The 16938-nt window shown below is 68.9% G+C and carries 11 protein-coding genes; 6 read left to right on the top strand and 5 right to left on the bottom strand.

Features of this window, described 5'->3' with window-relative positions; all coding sequences use genetic code 11:
- Nucleotides 1–36: 36 nt before the first annotated feature.
- Together HH212_RS06640 and HH212_RS06635 are read right to left on the bottom strand one after the other, a co-directional pair.
- Nucleotides 37–2460 (bottom strand): M28 family peptidase, encoded by a 2424-nt coding sequence (locus HH212_RS06640; protein ID WP_169434693.1) that lies wholly within the window; start codon nucleotides 2458–2460, stop codon nucleotides 37–39.
- Between the two features lie 123 nt (nucleotides 2461–2583).
- The gene (locus tag HH212_RS06635) at nucleotides 2584–3261 is read right to left on the bottom strand and encodes an energy transducer TonB (protein ID WP_169434692.1); all 678 of its coding nucleotides are present in this window, start codon (nucleotides 3259–3261) and stop codon (nucleotides 2584–2586) included.
- 277 nt (nucleotides 3262–3538) lie between these two features.
- Between HH212_RS06635 and HH212_RS06630 the strand changes: the two genes are divergently transcribed.
- The 5 genes from HH212_RS06630 to HH212_RS06610 all read left to right on the top strand — a co-directional run bounded on the left by HH212_RS06630 (nucleotide 3539) and on the right by HH212_RS06610 (nucleotide 10324).
- Nucleotides 3539–4189 (top strand): response regulator, encoded by a 651-nt coding sequence (locus HH212_RS06630; RefSeq protein WP_229217607.1) that lies wholly within the window; start codon nucleotides 3539–3541, stop codon nucleotides 4187–4189.
- A 99-nt stretch (nucleotides 4190–4288) separates the two neighbouring features.
- Nucleotides 4289–5269: a type 1 periplasmic-binding domain-containing protein gene (locus HH212_RS06625; protein WP_211172465.1), complete on the top strand. Its 981-nt coding sequence runs from the start codon at nucleotides 4289–4291 to the stop codon at nucleotides 5267–5269.
- The gene (locus HH212_RS06620) at nucleotides 5266–6783 is read left to right on the top strand and encodes a sensor histidine kinase (RefSeq protein ID WP_169434691.1); all 1518 of its coding nucleotides are present in this window, start codon (nucleotides 5266–5268) and stop codon (nucleotides 6781–6783) included. Before HH212_RS06625 ends, HH212_RS06620 begins: the two co-directional genes overlap by 4 nt.
- Nucleotides 6784–6874: 91 nt before the next feature.
- Nucleotides 6875–8563, top strand: a complete 1689-nt coding sequence (locus tag HH212_RS06615; RefSeq protein ID WP_169434690.1) for a M14 family zinc carboxypeptidase — start codon at nucleotides 6875–6877, stop codon at nucleotides 8561–8563.
- A gap of 48 nt (nucleotides 8564–8611) precedes the next feature.
- Nucleotides 8612–10324, top strand: a complete 1713-nt coding sequence (locus HH212_RS06610) for a PQQ-dependent sugar dehydrogenase (protein ID WP_169434689.1) — start codon at nucleotides 8612–8614, stop codon at nucleotides 10322–10324.
- 385 nt (nucleotides 10325–10709) lie between these two features.
- Here the strand turns inward: HH212_RS06610 and HH212_RS06605 are convergent, their stop codons facing one another.
- The 3 genes from HH212_RS06605 to HH212_RS06595 form a co-directional block, all read right to left on the bottom strand.
- A complete protein-coding gene (locus HH212_RS06605; RefSeq protein WP_169434688.1) occupies nucleotides 10710–12512 on the bottom strand; it encodes a DUF885 domain-containing protein in 1803 nt (600 codons plus the stop codon).
- Nucleotides 12513–12593: 81 nt separating this feature from the next.
- Nucleotides 12594–13727: a branched-chain amino acid ABC transporter substrate-binding protein gene (locus HH212_RS06600; protein WP_169434687.1), complete on the bottom strand. Its 1134-nt coding sequence runs from the start codon at nucleotides 13725–13727 to the stop codon at nucleotides 12594–12596.
- Nucleotides 13728–13821: 94 nt separating this feature from the next.
- Complete coding sequence (locus tag HH212_RS06595; RefSeq protein WP_169434686.1) at nucleotides 13822–14307, bottom strand: Lrp/AsnC family transcriptional regulator; 486 nt, start codon at nucleotides 14305–14307, stop codon at nucleotides 13822–13824.
- A gap of 152 nt (nucleotides 14308–14459) precedes the next feature.
- Here HH212_RS06595 and HH212_RS06590 point away from each other — a divergent pair, with 152 nt between their 5' ends.
- Nucleotides 14460–16670 carry an aminotransferase class V-fold PLP-dependent enzyme gene (locus HH212_RS06590; protein ID WP_169434685.1) on the top strand — a complete coding sequence of 737 codons (2211 nt, stop codon included), beginning with the start codon at nucleotides 14460–14462 and terminating at the stop codon, nucleotides 16668–16670.
- The last annotated feature ends 268 nt before the right edge of the window (nucleotides 16671–16938 follow it).

The following is a 16938-nucleotide window of genomic DNA, read 5'->3' as shown; positions in this document are numbered from 1 at the left end:
CGGATGCGCGAGCATTGTATTGCATCCCTCGCGGGATTACTGGCCGCGAAACGCCAGTATGTCGGCCGCCACCGTGGTGCCTGTTTGCGGCAGCAGCGCCGGCAGGTCGGCGGCGCGCGCCGGCAAGTACCGCATCGGCAAGCCCGGGATATGCTCCTGGACGTACACCGTGAACGCCGGATCGCCCAGCAGGTCGAAGGCGAAACGCAGCTCGCGCTCGCCCATGCCGTGCAGCGTCATCTTCCAGCCGCGGTGGCGGCGGTCGGTCAACAGGCGGCCGTTGACGCTGCTGCGCAGCGTGTCGGCGCCGATCAGCGTCAGCGTCAGTTCCGGCGCGCCGTTCTTCGAGCGCAGCAGGAACTCCACGTGGCGCAGCGCGCCGGGGCGCTGGTCCTTCTCGATCGTCAGGCAGGGGTAGGCGATGGCATCGATGCGCGGCGCCGCCGCCTGCCACAGTGGCGAGCCGCCGGCGAAGGTATAGGGCATCGGCAGCGGCGCGCGCGAGGTCGGGAACACCTGTTTCGTCCAGGCGTCCAGCGCCTGCGGCGGATGCAGCCAGAACGCGCGCCAGGTGAGCGCATCCTTCAGGTACAGCAGCTTGTTCGGCGCCGGCAGCGCCGGCCAGGCCGGGCTGGCCGCATACGCCATGCCGATGCAGGCGGCGCTGCCCAGCAGCAGCGGGCCGGCCAGCAGCGGGCCGGCCAGAAGCGGGGCGCCGGCGCGCAGGCGCGCATCCAGCTCGGCCAGCAGCGGGCCGCACAGCGCCGGCGCGAAGCACAGCAGCACGCACGGCACCACCAGCCATTGCGGCGACAGGTAAGCGATGCCCTCGTAGGCCGCCGGCAGGATCAGGGCCAAGGCCGGCAGCGCGGCCGCCGCCGGCAACGCCACACGCGCCGTCCGGACCCACCGCGGCGGCCAGGCCTGCACGCGCCGCGATGCCGGCACCAGCCAGGCCGCCTGCGCCGCCAGCAGCGGCCAGGCCAGCACGTAACTGGCACCCGGCGCGAACCGGCAGCACAGCAGCAGGAACAGGTTGGCGACGACGATCGCGCCCAGCGCCGTCACCGCCGCTGTCAAGCGCGCCTGCATCCGGCGCTGCAGCAGCAGGAACAGCGCCGCCGGCATCGACAGGAAGGCCAGCAGTTGCCAGCGCACGCCGTCGTCCGCCACCAGCACGCCGACGTCGTAGCGCGCGCGCAGTCCGGCCATCGCGTCGCGGCACAGGAAAGTGAGGAATACCGCCAGCGCGGCCATGAACAGGAAGCCGAAGGCGCCGTGCACGATGTCCGTGCCGGCAATGCCTTGGCGCCGCACGGCGCGGTGGCAGGCCAGGGCCGTCAGCAGCGTCGCCAGCAGCGCCAGCGGCCACGCCAGCGCGAGCGGATAGTGGAGCGTGCCCAGTACCGGCACGGTAAAGAATACCTGGCCGCGCACCGCTGGAGCCGGCGAAGACGGCAGGGCGGCATTGCCGAAGTGGCGCAGCAGGGCCAGCATGGCATCCCCCTCCTGCTGCAGGGTAGTCCGGGACAGACGCTGCGGGATGTCGTGGCCGGGGCCGCCGAACACGTTGCCGTAGGCGTCGCCGAGCGGCCCGCCGGTGGTGGCGAATTGCAGCACCGAGGCGCCGGATGCGGCCAGGGTATCCCCCGCGGCGCGCTGCGGCAAGGCCTGGTACAGCGCGGCCATGAAGGCGTTGCCGGAGGCCGCGCCCGAGCCCAGTCGCGCCCAGGCATCCATGCTGAACCCGTCGGCGTGGGAAGCGTCGATCAGTTGCAGCGGGCCGCGGTTGCCGGGATTGTCGAAGCGCAGCGCCACGCGCGCGCGCCGCGCCCACGGGTGCGACTGCACCAGGCCGCGCGTGCCCAGCGCCTCGGCGCCGTCGCCGTCGGTGAACACGAACAGCAGGTCGTTGTCGATCGGCGGGCCGGCCTGCAGCACGCGCAGCGCTTCCAGCATGGCGGCGGCGGACAGGGCGCCGTCGGCCGCGCCCAGGGTGTCCTTGCCGGAATCGTAGCGCGCCGCGATCAGGACCGCATCGCGTTCATGGTGGCGCTGGCTGGCGCCGGCCGCGCCGTGGCGCCGCACCACGCCCGGTTTGCGCACCAGCACGTTGTGCACTTCGGCCAGCGTGATGCTGACGTGCGCCATCATGTTCACCGACGACGCCTGCACGGTCTCGGTCTGGATCTCCGGCTCCAGGCCGAGCGCGCGGATCTGCGCGACCAGGTAGGCGCGCGCGGCGGCGTTGGCGTCGCTGCCGACCGGGCGCGGCGCCTGCGCCAGGGCATTTACATGGGCGAAGGCGCGCGCGCCGGAAAAGCCGGAAACGGGCGCGCTGCCGGCAGCCGGCGCCGCGCGCGGCTGCAGGGCCGGCCAGGCCAGCAGGGCGGCCAGCACCAGGTAAGCGGCGCAGCCGGCCAGCGCGGGCGCGACGCGCAGGGAGGATAGAAGGCGCATGGTGTTCCTGTCGATGGATGCCGCGGCCGGCGCGGACGAAAAAAAGCCCGCCTGGCCGAGGAGGGAAAAGCGGGCAAAACGGGTACGGCATCCCCGGAGAGGGCTCCAGGTACGGCCGTGCGATCAGTCGAGCGTCCAGACGTAGGCCAACTGCGCCCATCCCGCTTCCGGCACGCCGTTGCTGGTGGCCGGCTTGAAGCGGCACAGGCTGAGCGCGGCCAGCGCGGCGCGGTCGAGGTCGCGCGAGCCGCTGCCGTGCTCCACGCGCGCCGAGCTCACGCGGCCGTCGGTGCCGACCAGCAGCGCCAGCGTGGTGGTGCCGCTGGCGCCTTCGCGCACGGCGCGCGCCGGGTAGGCGGGCAGGGCGCAGCTGTTGGCGTCGGCCAGCACCGCCGTGCGGATGCGGCCGGCGTCGGCGTCCGGCCTGGCGGCGGCGACCGGCGGCGTGGGCGCTGCCGATTGGACCGGCGTGGCCGGCGGCGGCAGCGGTTCGGCCACCTGCGTGGTCTGCATCGGCGCCGGCTCGGGCGGGGGCACGACGTCGGTCTCGATCTTCGGCACGAAGATCTGGGGCGGCGCCAGTTGTTGCGCCGGTTGCGGCGGTTCGGGCGGTGGCGGCGGCGGTATTCTCGGTTCGGGTCGGATGTCCACCGGGATCGAATCGACGATCTTCTGGACCGAGATCGAGCGCGTGTTCAGGTTGTGGATCAGCAGCGCGCCGACCGCCACGTGCAGTGCGGCGACCACGGTGAACTTGCCGAACTTGCCGCCGCCATCGCGTCGGGTGTGTGAGAACTGCATGGCCATCCTCCTGTTGGTCGTGAAGGGATACGATTCTGAAATTCGCTGGAATCAATATATGCTATTGCCTAGCAATTAGTAAAGCTATTTCATGGTATTCAATGATTCCACCACGAGCCATCGACGATGGCGGTGGGTATGCGTGCATGGCGCCGGCCTGCTCGCTTCCCGGCGGGTTGTATGAAATAATCCCGATATACCCTCGACAAGGTCGGTGCATTGGTATGCCGCGTTACCAAGCAGTGGCAAGCGATGCCGGTTTATATTGGAGAACATAGTGCAGAAACAGCAAAAACCGATCCGCGTGATGCTGGCGGACGACCACCCGATCGTGATGACCGGCTTCGCCATGTCGCTGGGCGCGCAAGGGCTGGAAGTGGTGGGGCAGGCCAAGACCCCGGACGAAGCGGTGGCCATGTACGCCGAACAGAAGCCCGACGTGGCGGTGCTCGACATCCGCTTCGGTACCGAGCTGACCGGGCTGGACGCGGCGAACAACATCATGAAAGCCGATCCGCAGGCGAAGATCGTGTTCCTCAGCCAGTTCGACCAGGACAGCCTGATCAAGGAAACCTACCGCCTGGGCGCGCACGCCTTCGTCACCAAGGATTGCGACCCGGCCGACCTGGCCGAGGCGGTGCGCCAGGCGCACGTGGGCAAGCTGTACTTCCTGCCGCAGATCGCCGAGCGCCTGGCCAGCCTCGCGGTGCGCGGTGACGTCTCGCCGCAATCGCAGCTCGACGAGCGCAGCCTGGAAATCTTCAGGCTGATGGCCGAGGGCCTGACCAACAACGAGATCGCCGAGCGCCTGAACCTGTCGACCAAGACGATCAGCAACGTCAGCCAGGCAGTGAAGGAAAAGCTGGGGGTGCACCGGCAGGCGTACATCACCAAGCTGGCGGTGAAACACGGGTTGATCCAGCCTTGAGCCTCGCAGGCCGATAGCGCATCCGTGGGACGCGCACCAACCCCGTCGTCCCCGCGCAGGCGGGGACCCATGCAGTGCATGCGTGCCTGCAGCGCCGCCATGCATCGATTGGCAGCCACCGCACTGATCCTGGCCACCACCGGCTTGTCGGCCCACGCCGCCAGGCCCGAACCCGTGCAAGGCTTCCGCTTCCAGATCGTCACCGCCGACGACAGCGCCCTCACGCGCCGCATCGCCGAGGATTTATATAAACGCCTGGCGCCGATCTTCACCGTGTTCCGCACCGAGCTGGCCCAGCGCCGGCGCATGCTGTACGTGGCGATCGGCCCGGCCGCGCTGCGCGACGTGGCCGCGCGCCGCTGCGATTGCGTGGTGATTTCCGCCTTTACGTCGAGCCAGGTGTTTCGCGCGATCGCCGCGGGGGCGGCACCGGCGTCTGCGGCGGCGCAGACGCCGGCGCAGCTCCCCGTCATGACCGCCGTCTACGCCGAACCGGCCCCCGGCGACCAGCTGCGCCTGGCCGCGCTGCTGTACCGCCGTCCGGTGCGCGTGGCCGCCATCCTCGGCGCCGACACCGCCTTCTTGAAACCGCAACTGGCGGCGGACAAGGTCGTCGTGCTGGACGCGGAACCGGACGGCGACATCAACCGCATGCTCAACCAGATCGCCCAGACCGAAGTGCTGCTGGCGCTGCCCGACGCGGCGGTCTACAACGCCGAGAACTTCCGCAACATCCTGCTCTCGACCTACCGCCACAAGCAGGGCGTGATCGGCTTCTCGGCCGACATGGTGCGCGCCGGCGCGCTGGCCAGCACCTATTCCGAGGTCGAGGACATCAACGCGCAAGTGGCCGAGATCGCGGGCGCCTACGTGGCCGGCGGCGAGCTGGCGCCGCCGCAATTCCCGCGCTATTTCCGTACCGTGGTCAACGACGGCGTGGCGCGCTCGCTCGACGTGACGGTGGACGCCGCCGCACGCCGCTTTGCGCACACGGCGCCGGCCAGCCGTGCCGATCTTTCTGCGCCGGATCGCCAAGCCAACTCGCCTGCGCCCGGGCAGCCGGCGCCGCACCAGCCATGACGCCGTCGCGCATCTCCTGGGCCTGGCTGCGCTTCTGGCGCAACTGGAGCATCGGCCTGCGCATGGCCTTCATTACCATGCTGCCGGTGACGCTGCTGTTTTCTGCCTTCGTCGGCTATTCCTGGTATTCGCACCGCGCGCAAGTCGACGAGGAACTGGCCGAGCGCGGGCGCATCCTGGCGCGCGCGCTGGCCGAGACCAGCGAATACAATGTCATCTCCGGCAACCTGGCGGATTTGCGCCTGACCATCAACGGCCTGGTGCAGTCGGACCGCAGCATCTACCGCATCGACGTGGTCGACGCCAACGGCCGCAACGCGGTCAGCGCGTTGTCCGAGCACCCGATCGAGGCCGAGCCGAAGCGCTACGAGGCGCCGATCCGCAAGCAGGTGGTGTGGATCAACCTGTTCTCGGACAACGGCACGCCGCACGTCTCGGCCTCCAGCGACACCCGCCCGCCGACCTTAACCACCGAGGTGGTCGGCAGCGTGCGCGTGACCATGTCGCCCACCAACATGCTGGCCAAGCAGCTGCGGCGCTTCCGCGTCGAGCTGGCGCTGGCGGCGCTGGCGCTGGCCGCCAGCGGCGCGCTCGGCTTCATCCTGGCGCGCAGCCTGACGGTGCCGCTGCGCGAGGCGATCGCGGTGCTGCGCCGCATCCGCGGCGGCAACGTGCGGGTGCAGCTGCCGGTCACCAGCGGCGGCGAGATCGGCGAACTGCAAGCGTCGATCGGCGAGATGTCGGTGGCGCTCGACCGTTCCACGCAAGACCTGGAAAACAAGGTGGCCGAGCGCACGCGCGACCTGCTGGCCTCGCGCAACGAGGCGCTGCGCGCCGACGCCGACAAGAGAAAATTGATCCAGAAGGTCAACAGCATCATCGAGGATGAAAGGAAGAGCATCGCCATCGAGATCCACGACGAGCTGAACGCGTCCTTGATCGCGGTGCGGCTGGAATCGCAGACCATCCAGCACCTGGCCGCGCGCGCCCAGCCGGGCCAGGAAGTCGAGCAGATCGGCGCCAAGGCCCAGGCCATCACCAGGCTGGCGCTCGACCTGTACGCCAACGGCCGCCGCCTGGTGCGGCGCCTGCGGCCCGAGGTGCTGGACATGCTCGGCCTGCACGGCGCGGTCGAGGAGATGGTCAACCACTACCGCAGCGCCGGCGTGCATTTCGAGTTCCATTCCGAGGGCGATTTCTCCAGGATCGGCAACGAGCTGGCCATCTCCGCCTACCGCATCGTGCAGGAAGCGCTGTCGAACATCATGAAGCATGCCGGCGCCGGTTTCGCGCGCGTCAGCCTGGTGCTGTCCGAGCGCGACCACGCGCTGCAGATCGAGGTGCAGGACGACGGCGAGGGCTTCGATCCGGCCGTGGCCTCCGAGGGCATCGGCATCATCGGCATGCGCGAGCGCGTGTTCGCGCTGGACGGCAGCCTGCACGTGGAATCGCGTCCCGGCGCCGGCACGCTGGTGGCGATCGCGCTGCCGTTGACGGCGCCGGACGCGGCGTAGACACGGCGGCGCGGCGCCGATACCATGCCGACGCCGCGCCCAAAGTGCGCTACATTAGCGGCCTTGGCCTCACCCTCTCACAGCACACACCATGTCCACCGAAATGACCACCCCCTTCGAGCGGGGCAACCAGAACCAGACCACCACCTGGGCCGACTGCATCGCCTGGTACGAAACGCTCGCGCGCGATTTTCCGGGCGTGCTGCGCTTCGCCCAGGTCGGCACCTCCGACGCCGGCGTGCCGATCCATGCCGGCGTGGTCTCCGCGGACGGCGTGTTCGAGCGCGACGCCATCAAGGCCGCCGCGCGGCCGGTGTTCTTCAACAATAACGGCATCCACCCGGGCGAACCGGAAGGCGTGGACGCCTGCATGGCGCTGGTACGCGACTTCTGCCTGGAGCCGCAACGCCTGGCCGCGCTGGGCAAGACGGTGTTCCTGTTCGTCCCGCTGTACAACGTCGACGGCGCCTTCAACCGGAATGACACCTCGCGCGTGAACCAGGACGGCCCGGAACGGTTCGGCTTCCGCGGCAACAGCCGCCACCTCGACCTGAACCGCGACTTCGTCAAGTGCGACACGCTCGCCGCCCAAGTCTTCAACAAGCTGTTCGCGGCCTGGAGCCCGGACGTGATGGTCGACACCCACACCTCCAACGGCGCCGACTACGCCTACACCATGACGCTGATCCACACCCAGGCCGACAAGCTGGGCGGAGAGCTCGGCGCCTTTTTGCGCGACACCATGCTGCCGGCCATGTACGCCGGCATGGACGCGCGCGGCTGGCCGACCTGCCCGTACGTGAATCCTGTCAAGGACAGTCCGGACCAGGGCATCGCCGAGTTCCTGGAAACCGCGCGCTTCTCGACCGGCTACGCCGCCCTGCACGACACCATCGGCTTCATGCCCGAGACGCACATGCTGAAACCCTTCGCCGACCGCTATCACTCGATGCGCGCGCTGGTCGAGACCGCGCTCGATTTCACGGTGGCGCACGGCGACCGGATCGTGGCGCTGCGGCGCGCCGCCAAGCAGTCCGGCCGCATGCGCGCCCAGTGGCCGATCCACTGGGCGATGGACGAAGCGAATCCGTCCAGCTTCCGCTTCAAGGGTTACGAAGCCAGGTACAAACCGAGCCTGCTGGGCGACTACCAGCGCCTGTGGTACGACCGCAGCGCGCCGTTCGAGCGCGACATCCCGTACTTCAACCGCTTCCCGGCCGACATCGTGGTGCCGGCGCCGCGCGCCTACGTGGTGCCGCAGCAGTGGCGCGAGGTCGTCGAGCGCCTGCAGTGGAACGGCGTGCGACTGGAGCGCGTGGAAAACGAGCGCGAGCAGGAAGTGGGCTGCTACCACGTGGCGTCCGTAACGCCGCGCGGGAACGCCTACGAGGGCCACATGTTCCACGACGACGTCCGTCTGGAAAAGCGCCGCGCCGTGGCGACGCTGCGCGCCGGCGACTGGATCGTACCGCTGGACCAGGACAACGCGCGCTACGCGGTCGAGACGCTGGAACCGCTGGCACACGACAGCCTGTTTCGCTGGGGTTTCTTCAACAGCGTACTGGAAAAGAAGGAAGCGTATTCGGACTACGTGTTCGAGGACGAGGCGAGCCGCCTCTTGGCGTCCGAGCCGGAACTGGCGGCGCAATTCGCCGCATGGAAGGCGGCCAACCCGGCACTGCTGAAGGAGCAGGGCGCGGTGCTCGACTTCATCTTCGCCAACTGCACGCGCTACCGCGAGCCGGAGTGGCGCCGCTATCCGGTGTTCATGCTCGACTGATCGCACTACTGAGCGCATCACTGAAATCATTCAGGAGAAGGGGAGACAATGCATAACAAGATCATCGCGGCGCAACTGGCCGCCTGCGGCTGGCTGGCGCTGGCGGCCAACGTGCCGGCGCACGCGGCGCCGGTCGACGGCCAAGCCTATTTCGCGCAGAACTGCGCCAGCTGCCACACCGTGGACGCCGGCATGGGCTCGCGCGCCGGTCCCGGCCTGTACAACGTGGTCGGCCGCCGCGCCGGCTCGCTGGCCGGCTACAACTACACCGACGCGCTGGCCAAGGCCGGCGCCGCCGGCAAGACCTGGACGCGCGAACAGCTCGACGTGTTCCTGCGCGACCCCAACAAGGACGTGCCGGGCACCGCGATGCCGATCGGGATCGCCGACGCCGCACCGCGCGCGGCCGTGATCGACTACCTGGCGGCGCAAAGCGGGAAGGGCGCGGCGCCGGCGAAGAGCGCGGCGGCCGGCGCGACTGCCGGCAACGGCGCCAGGAGCGGCGCCTGGACCGACGACAAGCCGGGCGACCTGCACCGCATCACCGTCGACGACCTGCTGCAGCCGTACGCCAGCGACAGCGCCGGCAACGGCCCGAAGGTGGCCAGGCGGCCCGACGGCGCGCTGCCGGCCGTGCCCAGGGGCTTCAAGGTGAGCGTGTTCGCCGGCGATACCGGCAAGGCGCGCCTGGCGCTGCGCGCGCCCAACGGCGACATCATCCTGTCCGAAGCCGCCAGCGGCGAAGTGCGCATCCTGCGCCCGTCCCAGGACGGCAGCAAGGCCGCCAGCACCAGCGTGTTCGCGAGCGGCCTGTCGCGCCCCTACGGCCTGGCGTTGTGGCCGTCCGGCGCCAATCCGAAGTACCTGTACGTGGCCAACGTGAACTCGGTGGTGCGCATCCCGTACGGCGTGGGCGACCTGAAAGCGCAGGGCGCGCCGGAGACCATCGTCGAGAAGATCGCCGATACCGGCGGCGGCCACGTCACGCGCACGCTGGCGTTCTCGAAGGACGACAAGACGCTGTTCCTGTCGGTCGGCTCGGCCACCAACGTCGCCGCCGGCATCGGCCCCAAGCCGCCGCAGCCGCTGGCGCAGTGGGAAGCCCGGCACGGCCTGGGCGCCGCCTGGGGAGAGGAAACCAGCCGCGCCGCCGTGCTGGCCTTCGACCCGGACGGCAAGAACCGCCGCCCGTTCGCCAACGGCTTGCGCAACTGCGTCGGCATGCTGGTGCACCCCGGCACCGGCGACCTGTTCTGCAACGTCAACGAGCGCGACGAACTAGGCGACAACCTGCCGCCCGACTACGTCACGCGCGTGAAACAGGGCGGTTTCTATGGCTGGCCGTGGTACTACCTGGGCGCGCACGAAGACCCGCGTTTGAAGGGCATCCGTCCGGATTTGCGCGACAAGGTGACCGTGCCGGACACGCTGATCCAGGCGCACTCGGCGCCGCTGGGCATGACGGTCTACCAGGCCCCGGCCGGCGCCAAAAATGCATTCCCGAAGGAGTACGAGGGCGACATCTTCGTGGCCTTGCACGGCTCGTGGAACCGCGGCATCCGCACCGGCTACAAGGTGGTGCGCGTGACGATGAAGAACGGCGTGCCGACCGGCCAGTACCAGGACTTCATGACCGGCATGGTGCTGAGCGACCGCGACGTCTGGGGCCGCCCGGCGGCGGTGACGGTGGCGGCCGACGGCGCGTTGCTGGTGGTCGACGATGCCGGCGGCGTGGTGTGGCGGATCGCGCCGGATCGGTGATGCATCATGTGTCGGCAGTCACTCGCGTCAATTCGAACTGGATACTCAGCATGGGTCCCCGCCTCCGCGCACTGCTGTACAAGATAATATTGCTGGCCTAAAGACCGTCGTCCCCGCGAAGGCGGGGACCCATGCTGAGTGCCAAAAGTTGGTATTTTTAAAGCATTCTGGTTGCTTCTGGGTACCAAATTCTCTAGCTCGGCATGGAGGGGATAATGCCAGTGGCATTATCCCCGCCTTCGCGGGGACGACGAGTTGTTAGCTAGGAATGATTTTTACGTTACTGCTAGCAACAAAACCCGCTTAAGGCAGAGATAACGCTTATCTTGGACAGCAGTATGCCTCCGCGGGGACGACGTCGTTTTCCTGAGCGTGCCCTGCTTGGTCATTTGCTTTCGGCGATCCAGCGGTCGACCTTCTTTTCCAGCAGCGCCAGCGGCAGTGTCCCTTCGCCCAGCACGATCTCGTGGAACTTGGGCAGGCTGAACTTCGGTCCCAGCGCGGCCTCGGCGCGGCGGCGCAGTTCCTGGATTTTCAGGGCGCCGACCTTGTAGCCCAGCGCCTGGCCCGGCCACGCCATGTAGCGCTCGGTCTCGCTGCGCCCGGTCGCTTCCGGATAGCCCAGCGTCGTGCGCATGTACTGGATCGATTGCTCGCGCGTCCAGCCCTTCGCATGCATGCCGGTGTCGACCACCAGGCGCACCGCGCGCAGCATCTCGTCGTTCAGGTGGCCGAAGTAATCCTCCGGCTTGTCGAACAGGCCCATCTCCTTGCCGAGCGTCTCGGCATACAGCGCCCAGCCTTCGGTGAAGGCGTTATTGAAGTAGAACTTGCGGAAGGTCGGCAAGCCCAGTTCCTGCGTCAGCGCGATGTGGAAGTGGTGGCCCGGCTGGCCCTCGTGCAGGAACAGCGTGACCATGCCGGTGTCGCCATACTGCGCCGGGTCGTTCACCACCGACCAGAACACGCCCGGACGCGAGCCGTCGACGGCCGGCGGCGTGTAGTGGTCGGACGCGGTGGCGCGCGTCAGTTCCGGTTCCAGGCGGATGTCGAGCGGGGTCTTCGGCCGCAGCGAGAACAGCGCCGGCAGCTTGGCGTTGAGCGTCGTGTTCAGCTTGCGGAACACGTCGACGATCTCGCCCTCGGTCTTGAACGGCTTGTATTTCGCCTGTTCCGACACCCAGGTCGGCAGCCCGGCCGCCGGACCGGTGTAGCCCATCTGCGGGCCGATGCGCGCGTACTCTCCCTGGATGCGCGCCACTTCCTCCAGGCCGATCTGGTGGATCTGTTCCGGCTGCAGGCTGGTCGTGGTCTGGCTGGCCACGCGCGCCAGGTACCAGTCCATCCCCTGCGGCAGCGCGCTCCAGCCGGTGCTGGTACGGCAGGCCGGCAGGTACTCGTGTTCCAGGAAGTCGGCCAGGCGCTTGATGGCCGGGTTGACCTTGTTGCCGATGGTGTTGCGGTAGGCGGCGCCCAGGCGCGCCTTGTCCGCCGCCGTGAAGGCGCCCGGGAAGTGCTTGACCGGCGTGTAATAGATGCTGTCTTCGGCGCTGGCCGCGACCAGCTGCTTGAACTGGGGCAGGGCCGAGGTCATCACCGCCTTCGGCAGCGTCACGCCGCGTTTCACTCCCTCGCGCATGTCGGCGATGGCCTGGTCGATCCACGGGCCGAGCTGTTCCAGGCGGCGCAGGTAGGCCTGATAATCCTTGGGCGTGGCCAGCGGCTGCGCGCCCTGGCCGCTGGCATAGTTGGCCAGGTCGACCGGGATGCTTTCCATCTGGTCCAGCGGCAGCAGGTGTTCCGGAAAGGCTTCGAAGCGCAGCGTGCTGGCGAGGTCGAAGTCGAGGATGTCCCAGCTGGTCCGGTCGCGCTGTGACAAGCCTTCGCGCGGGATCGCGTGCAGGCGCTTGACGAATTCCTTGTACAAGGCGAACTGGCGCGCGCGCACCTTGGGGTCGATCGCCATGCCGATCTGGTCGGAAAAGCGCGGGTCGCCGGCTTCGCTGGCGGCGATCGGGTTGAAACGCGCCTGCGCGTCCCAGTATTCGTCGCCCAGCCGGTTCAGTTGCTGCGCGGCGGCGCTGGCGGCAGTGCTGGCCTTTGCGGGGGATTGCGCTGCGGCGCCGGCCGGCGCGCAGGCGATGAGGCAGGCGGCGGCGAGCGCGCCCAGCTTGATGATGTGGTTCATGTGTCGTCCATCGGATGAAAAAATGCGGGCGGCCCAAGGATACCCCTGGGGTCGCCCGCCGCCCAGTCTTTACGATGGGTTTCAGTAGCTCGCCAGCGGCGCCAGTTGCCCGCCCTTGAAGGTATACACCGTCACCGCGGTCTTTTTCAGGTTGCCGCTCGGGTCGTAGCCGTAGGTGCCGGCCACGCCCTGGTAGCTGGTGCCGTGCAGCGCGCGGCCGACGGCGGCGGCGTCGACCGCGCCGGCGTTCTTGATGGCCTGGCCGATGAACATGGTCTGGTCATAGAATGCCGGGGCGTACACGTCCGGGTCGCGCTTGAAGCGCGCCTTGTATTTCGCCTTGAAGGCGGCGCCGCCGGCCTGCTTGTCCAGCATAGCGCCGGCCTGGGCGCACAGGACGTTGGCGCCGACCGCGTCGCCGCCCAGATTGGCCATCTCCGGGCTGCACAGGGTGTCGCCGCCGAGCAGGCGCACGCCGGACATGCCGAGCTGGATCATCTGGCGCGCCATCGGGGCGCCCTGCGGCGCATAGCCGCCGAAGAAGATGGCGTCGACCTTCTTGGCGCGCAGCGTGGTGAGAATCGTGGCGAAGTCGCTGCTCTTGTCGCTGGTGAATTCGCGTCCGGCCACGCTCAGGCCGGAGGCGCGCGCCTGGCGTGCGAATTCGTCGGCGATGCCCTGGCCGAAGGCGGAGCGGTCGTCGATCACGGCGACGGTCTTGATTTTCAATTCCCTGGCGGCGTAGGACGCCATCGAGGCGCCGACCTGGGTGTCGCTGGCGACGATGCGGAACACGTTCGGGTAGCGCGACTGCGTGATCTTCGGGTTGGTGCCGACCGTCGACATCAGGATGCCGGCGCTGTCGTACACGCGCGAGGCCGGGATCGCCACGCCCGAGTTGTACGGTCCCAGCACGAACTTGACGCCGGCGTCGGCGAATTTCTGCGCCACGTTGACGCCGGCCTTGGGGTCGCCCTGGTCGTCTTCCGACTGCAGTTCGAAGCGTAATACCTTGCCGCCCGCCTTGATCTTCTGCGCGTTGAGGTCCTCGACCGCGAGGCGCACGCCATTCTCGTTGTCCTTGCCGGCAAAGGCGTTGGCGCCGGTCAGCGGGCCGCTCAAGCCGATGCGCACCGGCTGCTCCTGGGCCAGCGCGGCGTGCGACAGCAGGGCGGCGGCGAGGAGCAGCGGGGCGGTGGTGATGGTCGATGGCATTGCCTTGTCTCCGTTAGGTTCGAACGGGCGCCATCATCGCACGATTGCCGGGAGGTGGAAATAGATCGCCGGCCAGCCGGTGCCGGCAGCAGCGTCAGGCGGGGAGGCCGTGCGAGATCAGGTCGAGCGGCAGCGCGGTGGTGTACTTGATCTGCTCCATCGAGAACGCCGAGGAGACGCCGGCCAGCTGCGCGGTCTTGATCAGTTTTTTATAAAAGCGGTCGTAGCCGCCGATGTCGGTGGTGACCACCTTCAGCAGGTAATCGACGTCGCCGCTCATGCGGTGGAATTCCAGCACCTCGGGCAGCGCCACCACGGCCGAGGCGAAGCGCTCCAGCCATTTTTCGTCGTGTTCCTTGGTGCGCACGCTAACAAACACGGTCACCGGCAGGCCGACCTTCTGGCGGTTCACGATGCTGACCCGGCTCTCGATGTAGCCTTCTTCCTCGAGGCGCTTGACGCGCTTCCAGCAGGGCGTGCTGGACAAGCCCACCTTTTCGCTCAACCCGGAAATCGACAGCGTGGCGTCCGCCTGCAATGCCGCCAGAATCGCACAATCGTATTTGTCGAGTGAATTCATTTTTATTCCCTGCAAATATGAAAATATTCGTTCCACGCGAGAACAAGATGCACATAACTTTAGTACGTCTTGTTCGGGTTGAGTCCGTAACATATTACTCAACTATCGCCGCTGCGGCGCATATTTTTTGGACTTTTGGCAATTATTTCACCATGCAGGACATCTATCTCGACGCCAACGCGACTTCTCCCGTGCTGCCGGCCGCCATCGACGCCGCTATCGACGCGATGGCAAGCTGCTTCGGCAATCCCAGCAGCAGCCACGCCGGCGGCCTGCGCGCGCGCCGCATCCTCGACAGCGCGCGTGAGCGTGCGCGCCGGGTACTAGGGGCGCCGTTCGGCCGGGTGCTGTTCAACAGCGGCGCCACCGAAGGCATCCAGACCGCCGTGCTGTCGGCCCTGTGCGCGCTGCGCGAGCGGCGCCTGGCCGGAGAAGCATGCGGCGAGCTGCTGCTGTACGGCGCCACCGAGCACAAGGCGGTGCCGGAAAGCCTGGCGCACTGGAACCGCGTGCTCGGCGCCGGCCTGGCGCTGCAAGCCATCCCGGTCGGTGCCGACGGCCGCCACGACCTGGCCGCGCTGCGCGAACTGGCGCCGCGCGCGGCGATGGTCTGCACCATGGCCGCCAACAACGAGACCGGCGCGGTGTCCGACCTGGACGGCATCGCGCGCGTGCTGGAAGAGAGCGGTTCGCGCGCCCTGTGGATGGTCGATTGCGTGCAGGCGCTCGGCAAGCTGCCGCTGGCCTTGTCCGCCGGCCGCATCGACTATGCGCCGTTTTCCGGCCACAAGCTGCATGCGCCGAAGGGCATCGGCATGCTGTACGTGCGCGAGGGCGCGCCGTTCACGCCGCTGCTCACCGGCGGCGGCCAGGAAGCCGCGCAGCGCTCCGGCACCGAGAACATGGCCGGCATCGCCGCCCTGGGCGCGGTGCTCGCGGCGCTCGAAGAAGGAAGCACCTTCCGCAGCCACGCCGCCATGGCGGCCATGCGCGCGCGCCTGGTGCAGGCGCTGCGCAAGGCATTTCCCGGCATCGTCTTCAACACCCCGGACGAGCACGCGCTGCCGACCACGCTGAACTTCGCCGTGGCGGGCATGCAGTCGCGCGACCTGCTCGACCTGTTCGACGCCGCCGGCGTGCGCGTCAGCGCGGGCTCGGCCTGCTCGGCGGCCAAGGCCGCGCCCAGCTACGTGCTGGAAGCGATGGGCTTGCCGCCGTGGCGCAGCAGCGGCGCCGTGCGCCTGTCCTTCGGGCCGCTGGCGGACGACGCCTTTATCGATGCCGCCTGCGCGCGCATCCGCCGCTGCGGCCAGGTCGCCCAAGCGGCGGCGCACGGCGCGGCGCTGGCGCCCTCGAGCCTGTCGGGCCAGCGCCACGGCGTGCTGCAATTGAGCGGGGAAGGGCGGCACGGCTGGCTGCTGTTCGACCACGATGCCGGCGCCTGCGTGGCGATCGATGCGCCCGCGGGCCAGGAAGCGCGCATCGCCGGCCTGGTGCGCGGCGCCGGCTTGCGGGTGGCGGCGGTGCTGGGCACGGCGGACGATGCCGCCGGCAGGGCTGGACGCGCGGCCCTGCGCGCGGCGCTCGGGCTGGATGCAAGCGCCGGGCCGTTCGGCTGGCCGGAGGAGAGCGCCGCAGTGGCGCTGGCGGATGGGCGCCGCGTGCCCTGCATCGCCCTCGGCGCCCAGGTGCTGGCGCGCGTGGATCGTGGCGACGCCGGCCCTGGCGCCGCGCAAGCGGCCGGCATCGACGGCAGCGCCGGCACCGGTCGTACCTGCTACCTGCTGGGCAGCGCGCAGCGTGACGTCGACGCCGGCAAGGACCGCCTGCCGGCCGCGGCGCTGCGCATGGCCTTCGTCGGCCTGGGCGGCGCGGCTGCCCTGGACGGCATCGGGCCGGCGCGCGCAATGGATGGCGTGATCGTATGCCATGGCGCCGATGCCGGCGGCAGCGCCTGCACACGCCTGGCCGCTGCGGCGGCATCGGCGGCATCGGCCGCAGCACCGGATTGCCGGCCGGCCGCAGCCGAAGGCGCCACCGGCGATCCGGCGCCGCCGGCGCTGCAGCCGGTAGACCTGGCCGCCTTTTTGGCGCGGCACGGCGATGCACTGCTGATCGACGTGCGCGAAGCGATCGAGAGCGAAGCCGGCGCCGCCACCCTGTACGGACGCCGGGCAAGCGCGCTGCCGCTGTCGCGCCTGGCCGAGCACCTGCACCACTTGCTGGCGGCGCCGCAGCGTCCGCTGGTGCTGTTCTGCCGCAGCGGCAACCGCAGCGCCAGGGCGGCGCTGTGCCTGCAGCGTGCCGGGCACGCAAACGCGTGGACGCTGGTGGGCGGGATTGCGTTGGCCGATGACTGTTGAATGACTGACGTAGGGTGGACGCAAACGTCCACCCTACGCGGCGTCTAGCCAGCAGGTAAATTTCCGCATCGCATAACTATGTACGTTAGCGCACAGTCCGGAATCTGATGTTCTTTTAGCATGGAATCATCCGTGCGCCCTCGTTTCCCCGACGTTCCTCTCCCTGGCTGTCTTGCGCCACTCGGCGGTCCGGCTGCGCACGCCACCATCGAGGTTCCTGTTGAACGCACAAAACCACACTCTGCCCGACGCGCCGCGCGCGGGGCAA

The organism is Massilia forsythiae, assembly GCF_012849555.1.
GTDB classification, from domain to species: domain Bacteria; phylum Pseudomonadota; class Gammaproteobacteria; order Burkholderiales; family Burkholderiaceae_D; genus Telluria; species Telluria forsythiae.
The sequence above is the reverse complement of the archived record's forward strand: the minus strand, read 5'-3'. Positions and strand labels throughout refer to the sequence as shown.

What these genes read in the sequence shown, in the direction of transcription:
- HH212_RS06640 (WP_169434693.1), bottom strand. Translation starts at nt 2,460, where the DNA reads ATGCGCCTTCTATCCTCCCTGCGCGTCGCGCCCGCGCTGGCCGGCTGC.
- HH212_RS06635 (WP_169434692.1), bottom strand. Translation starts at nt 3,261, where the DNA reads ATGCAGTTCTCACACACCCGACGCGATGGCGGCGGCAAGTTCGGCAAG.
- HH212_RS06625 (WP_211172465.1), top strand. Translation starts at nt 4,289, where the DNA reads ATGCATCGATTGGCAGCCACCGCACTGATCCTGGCCACCACCGGCTTG.
- HH212_RS06620 (WP_169434691.1), top strand. Translation starts at nt 5,266, where the DNA reads ATGACGCCGTCGCGCATCTCCTGGGCCTGGCTGCGCTTCTGGCGCAAC.
- HH212_RS06615 (WP_169434690.1), top strand. Translation starts at nt 6,875, where the DNA reads ATGTCCACCGAAATGACCACCCCCTTCGAGCGGGGCAACCAGAACCAG.
- HH212_RS06610 (WP_169434689.1), top strand. Translation starts at nt 8,612, where the DNA reads ATGCATAACAAGATCATCGCGGCGCAACTGGCCGCCTGCGGCTGGCTG.
- HH212_RS06605 (WP_169434688.1), bottom strand. Translation starts at nt 12,512, where the DNA reads ATGAACCACATCATCAAGCTGGGCGCGCTCGCCGCCGCCTGCCTCATC.
- HH212_RS06600 (WP_169434687.1), bottom strand. Translation starts at nt 13,727, where the DNA reads ATGCCATCGACCATCACCACCGCCCCGCTGCTCCTCGCCGCCGCCCTG.
- HH212_RS06595 (WP_169434686.1), bottom strand. Translation starts at nt 14,307, where the DNA reads ATGAATTCACTCGACAAATACGATTGTGCGATTCTGGCGGCATTGCAG.
- HH212_RS06590 (WP_169434685.1), top strand. Translation starts at nt 14,460, where the DNA reads ATGCAGGACATCTATCTCGACGCCAACGCGACTTCTCCCGTGCTGCCG.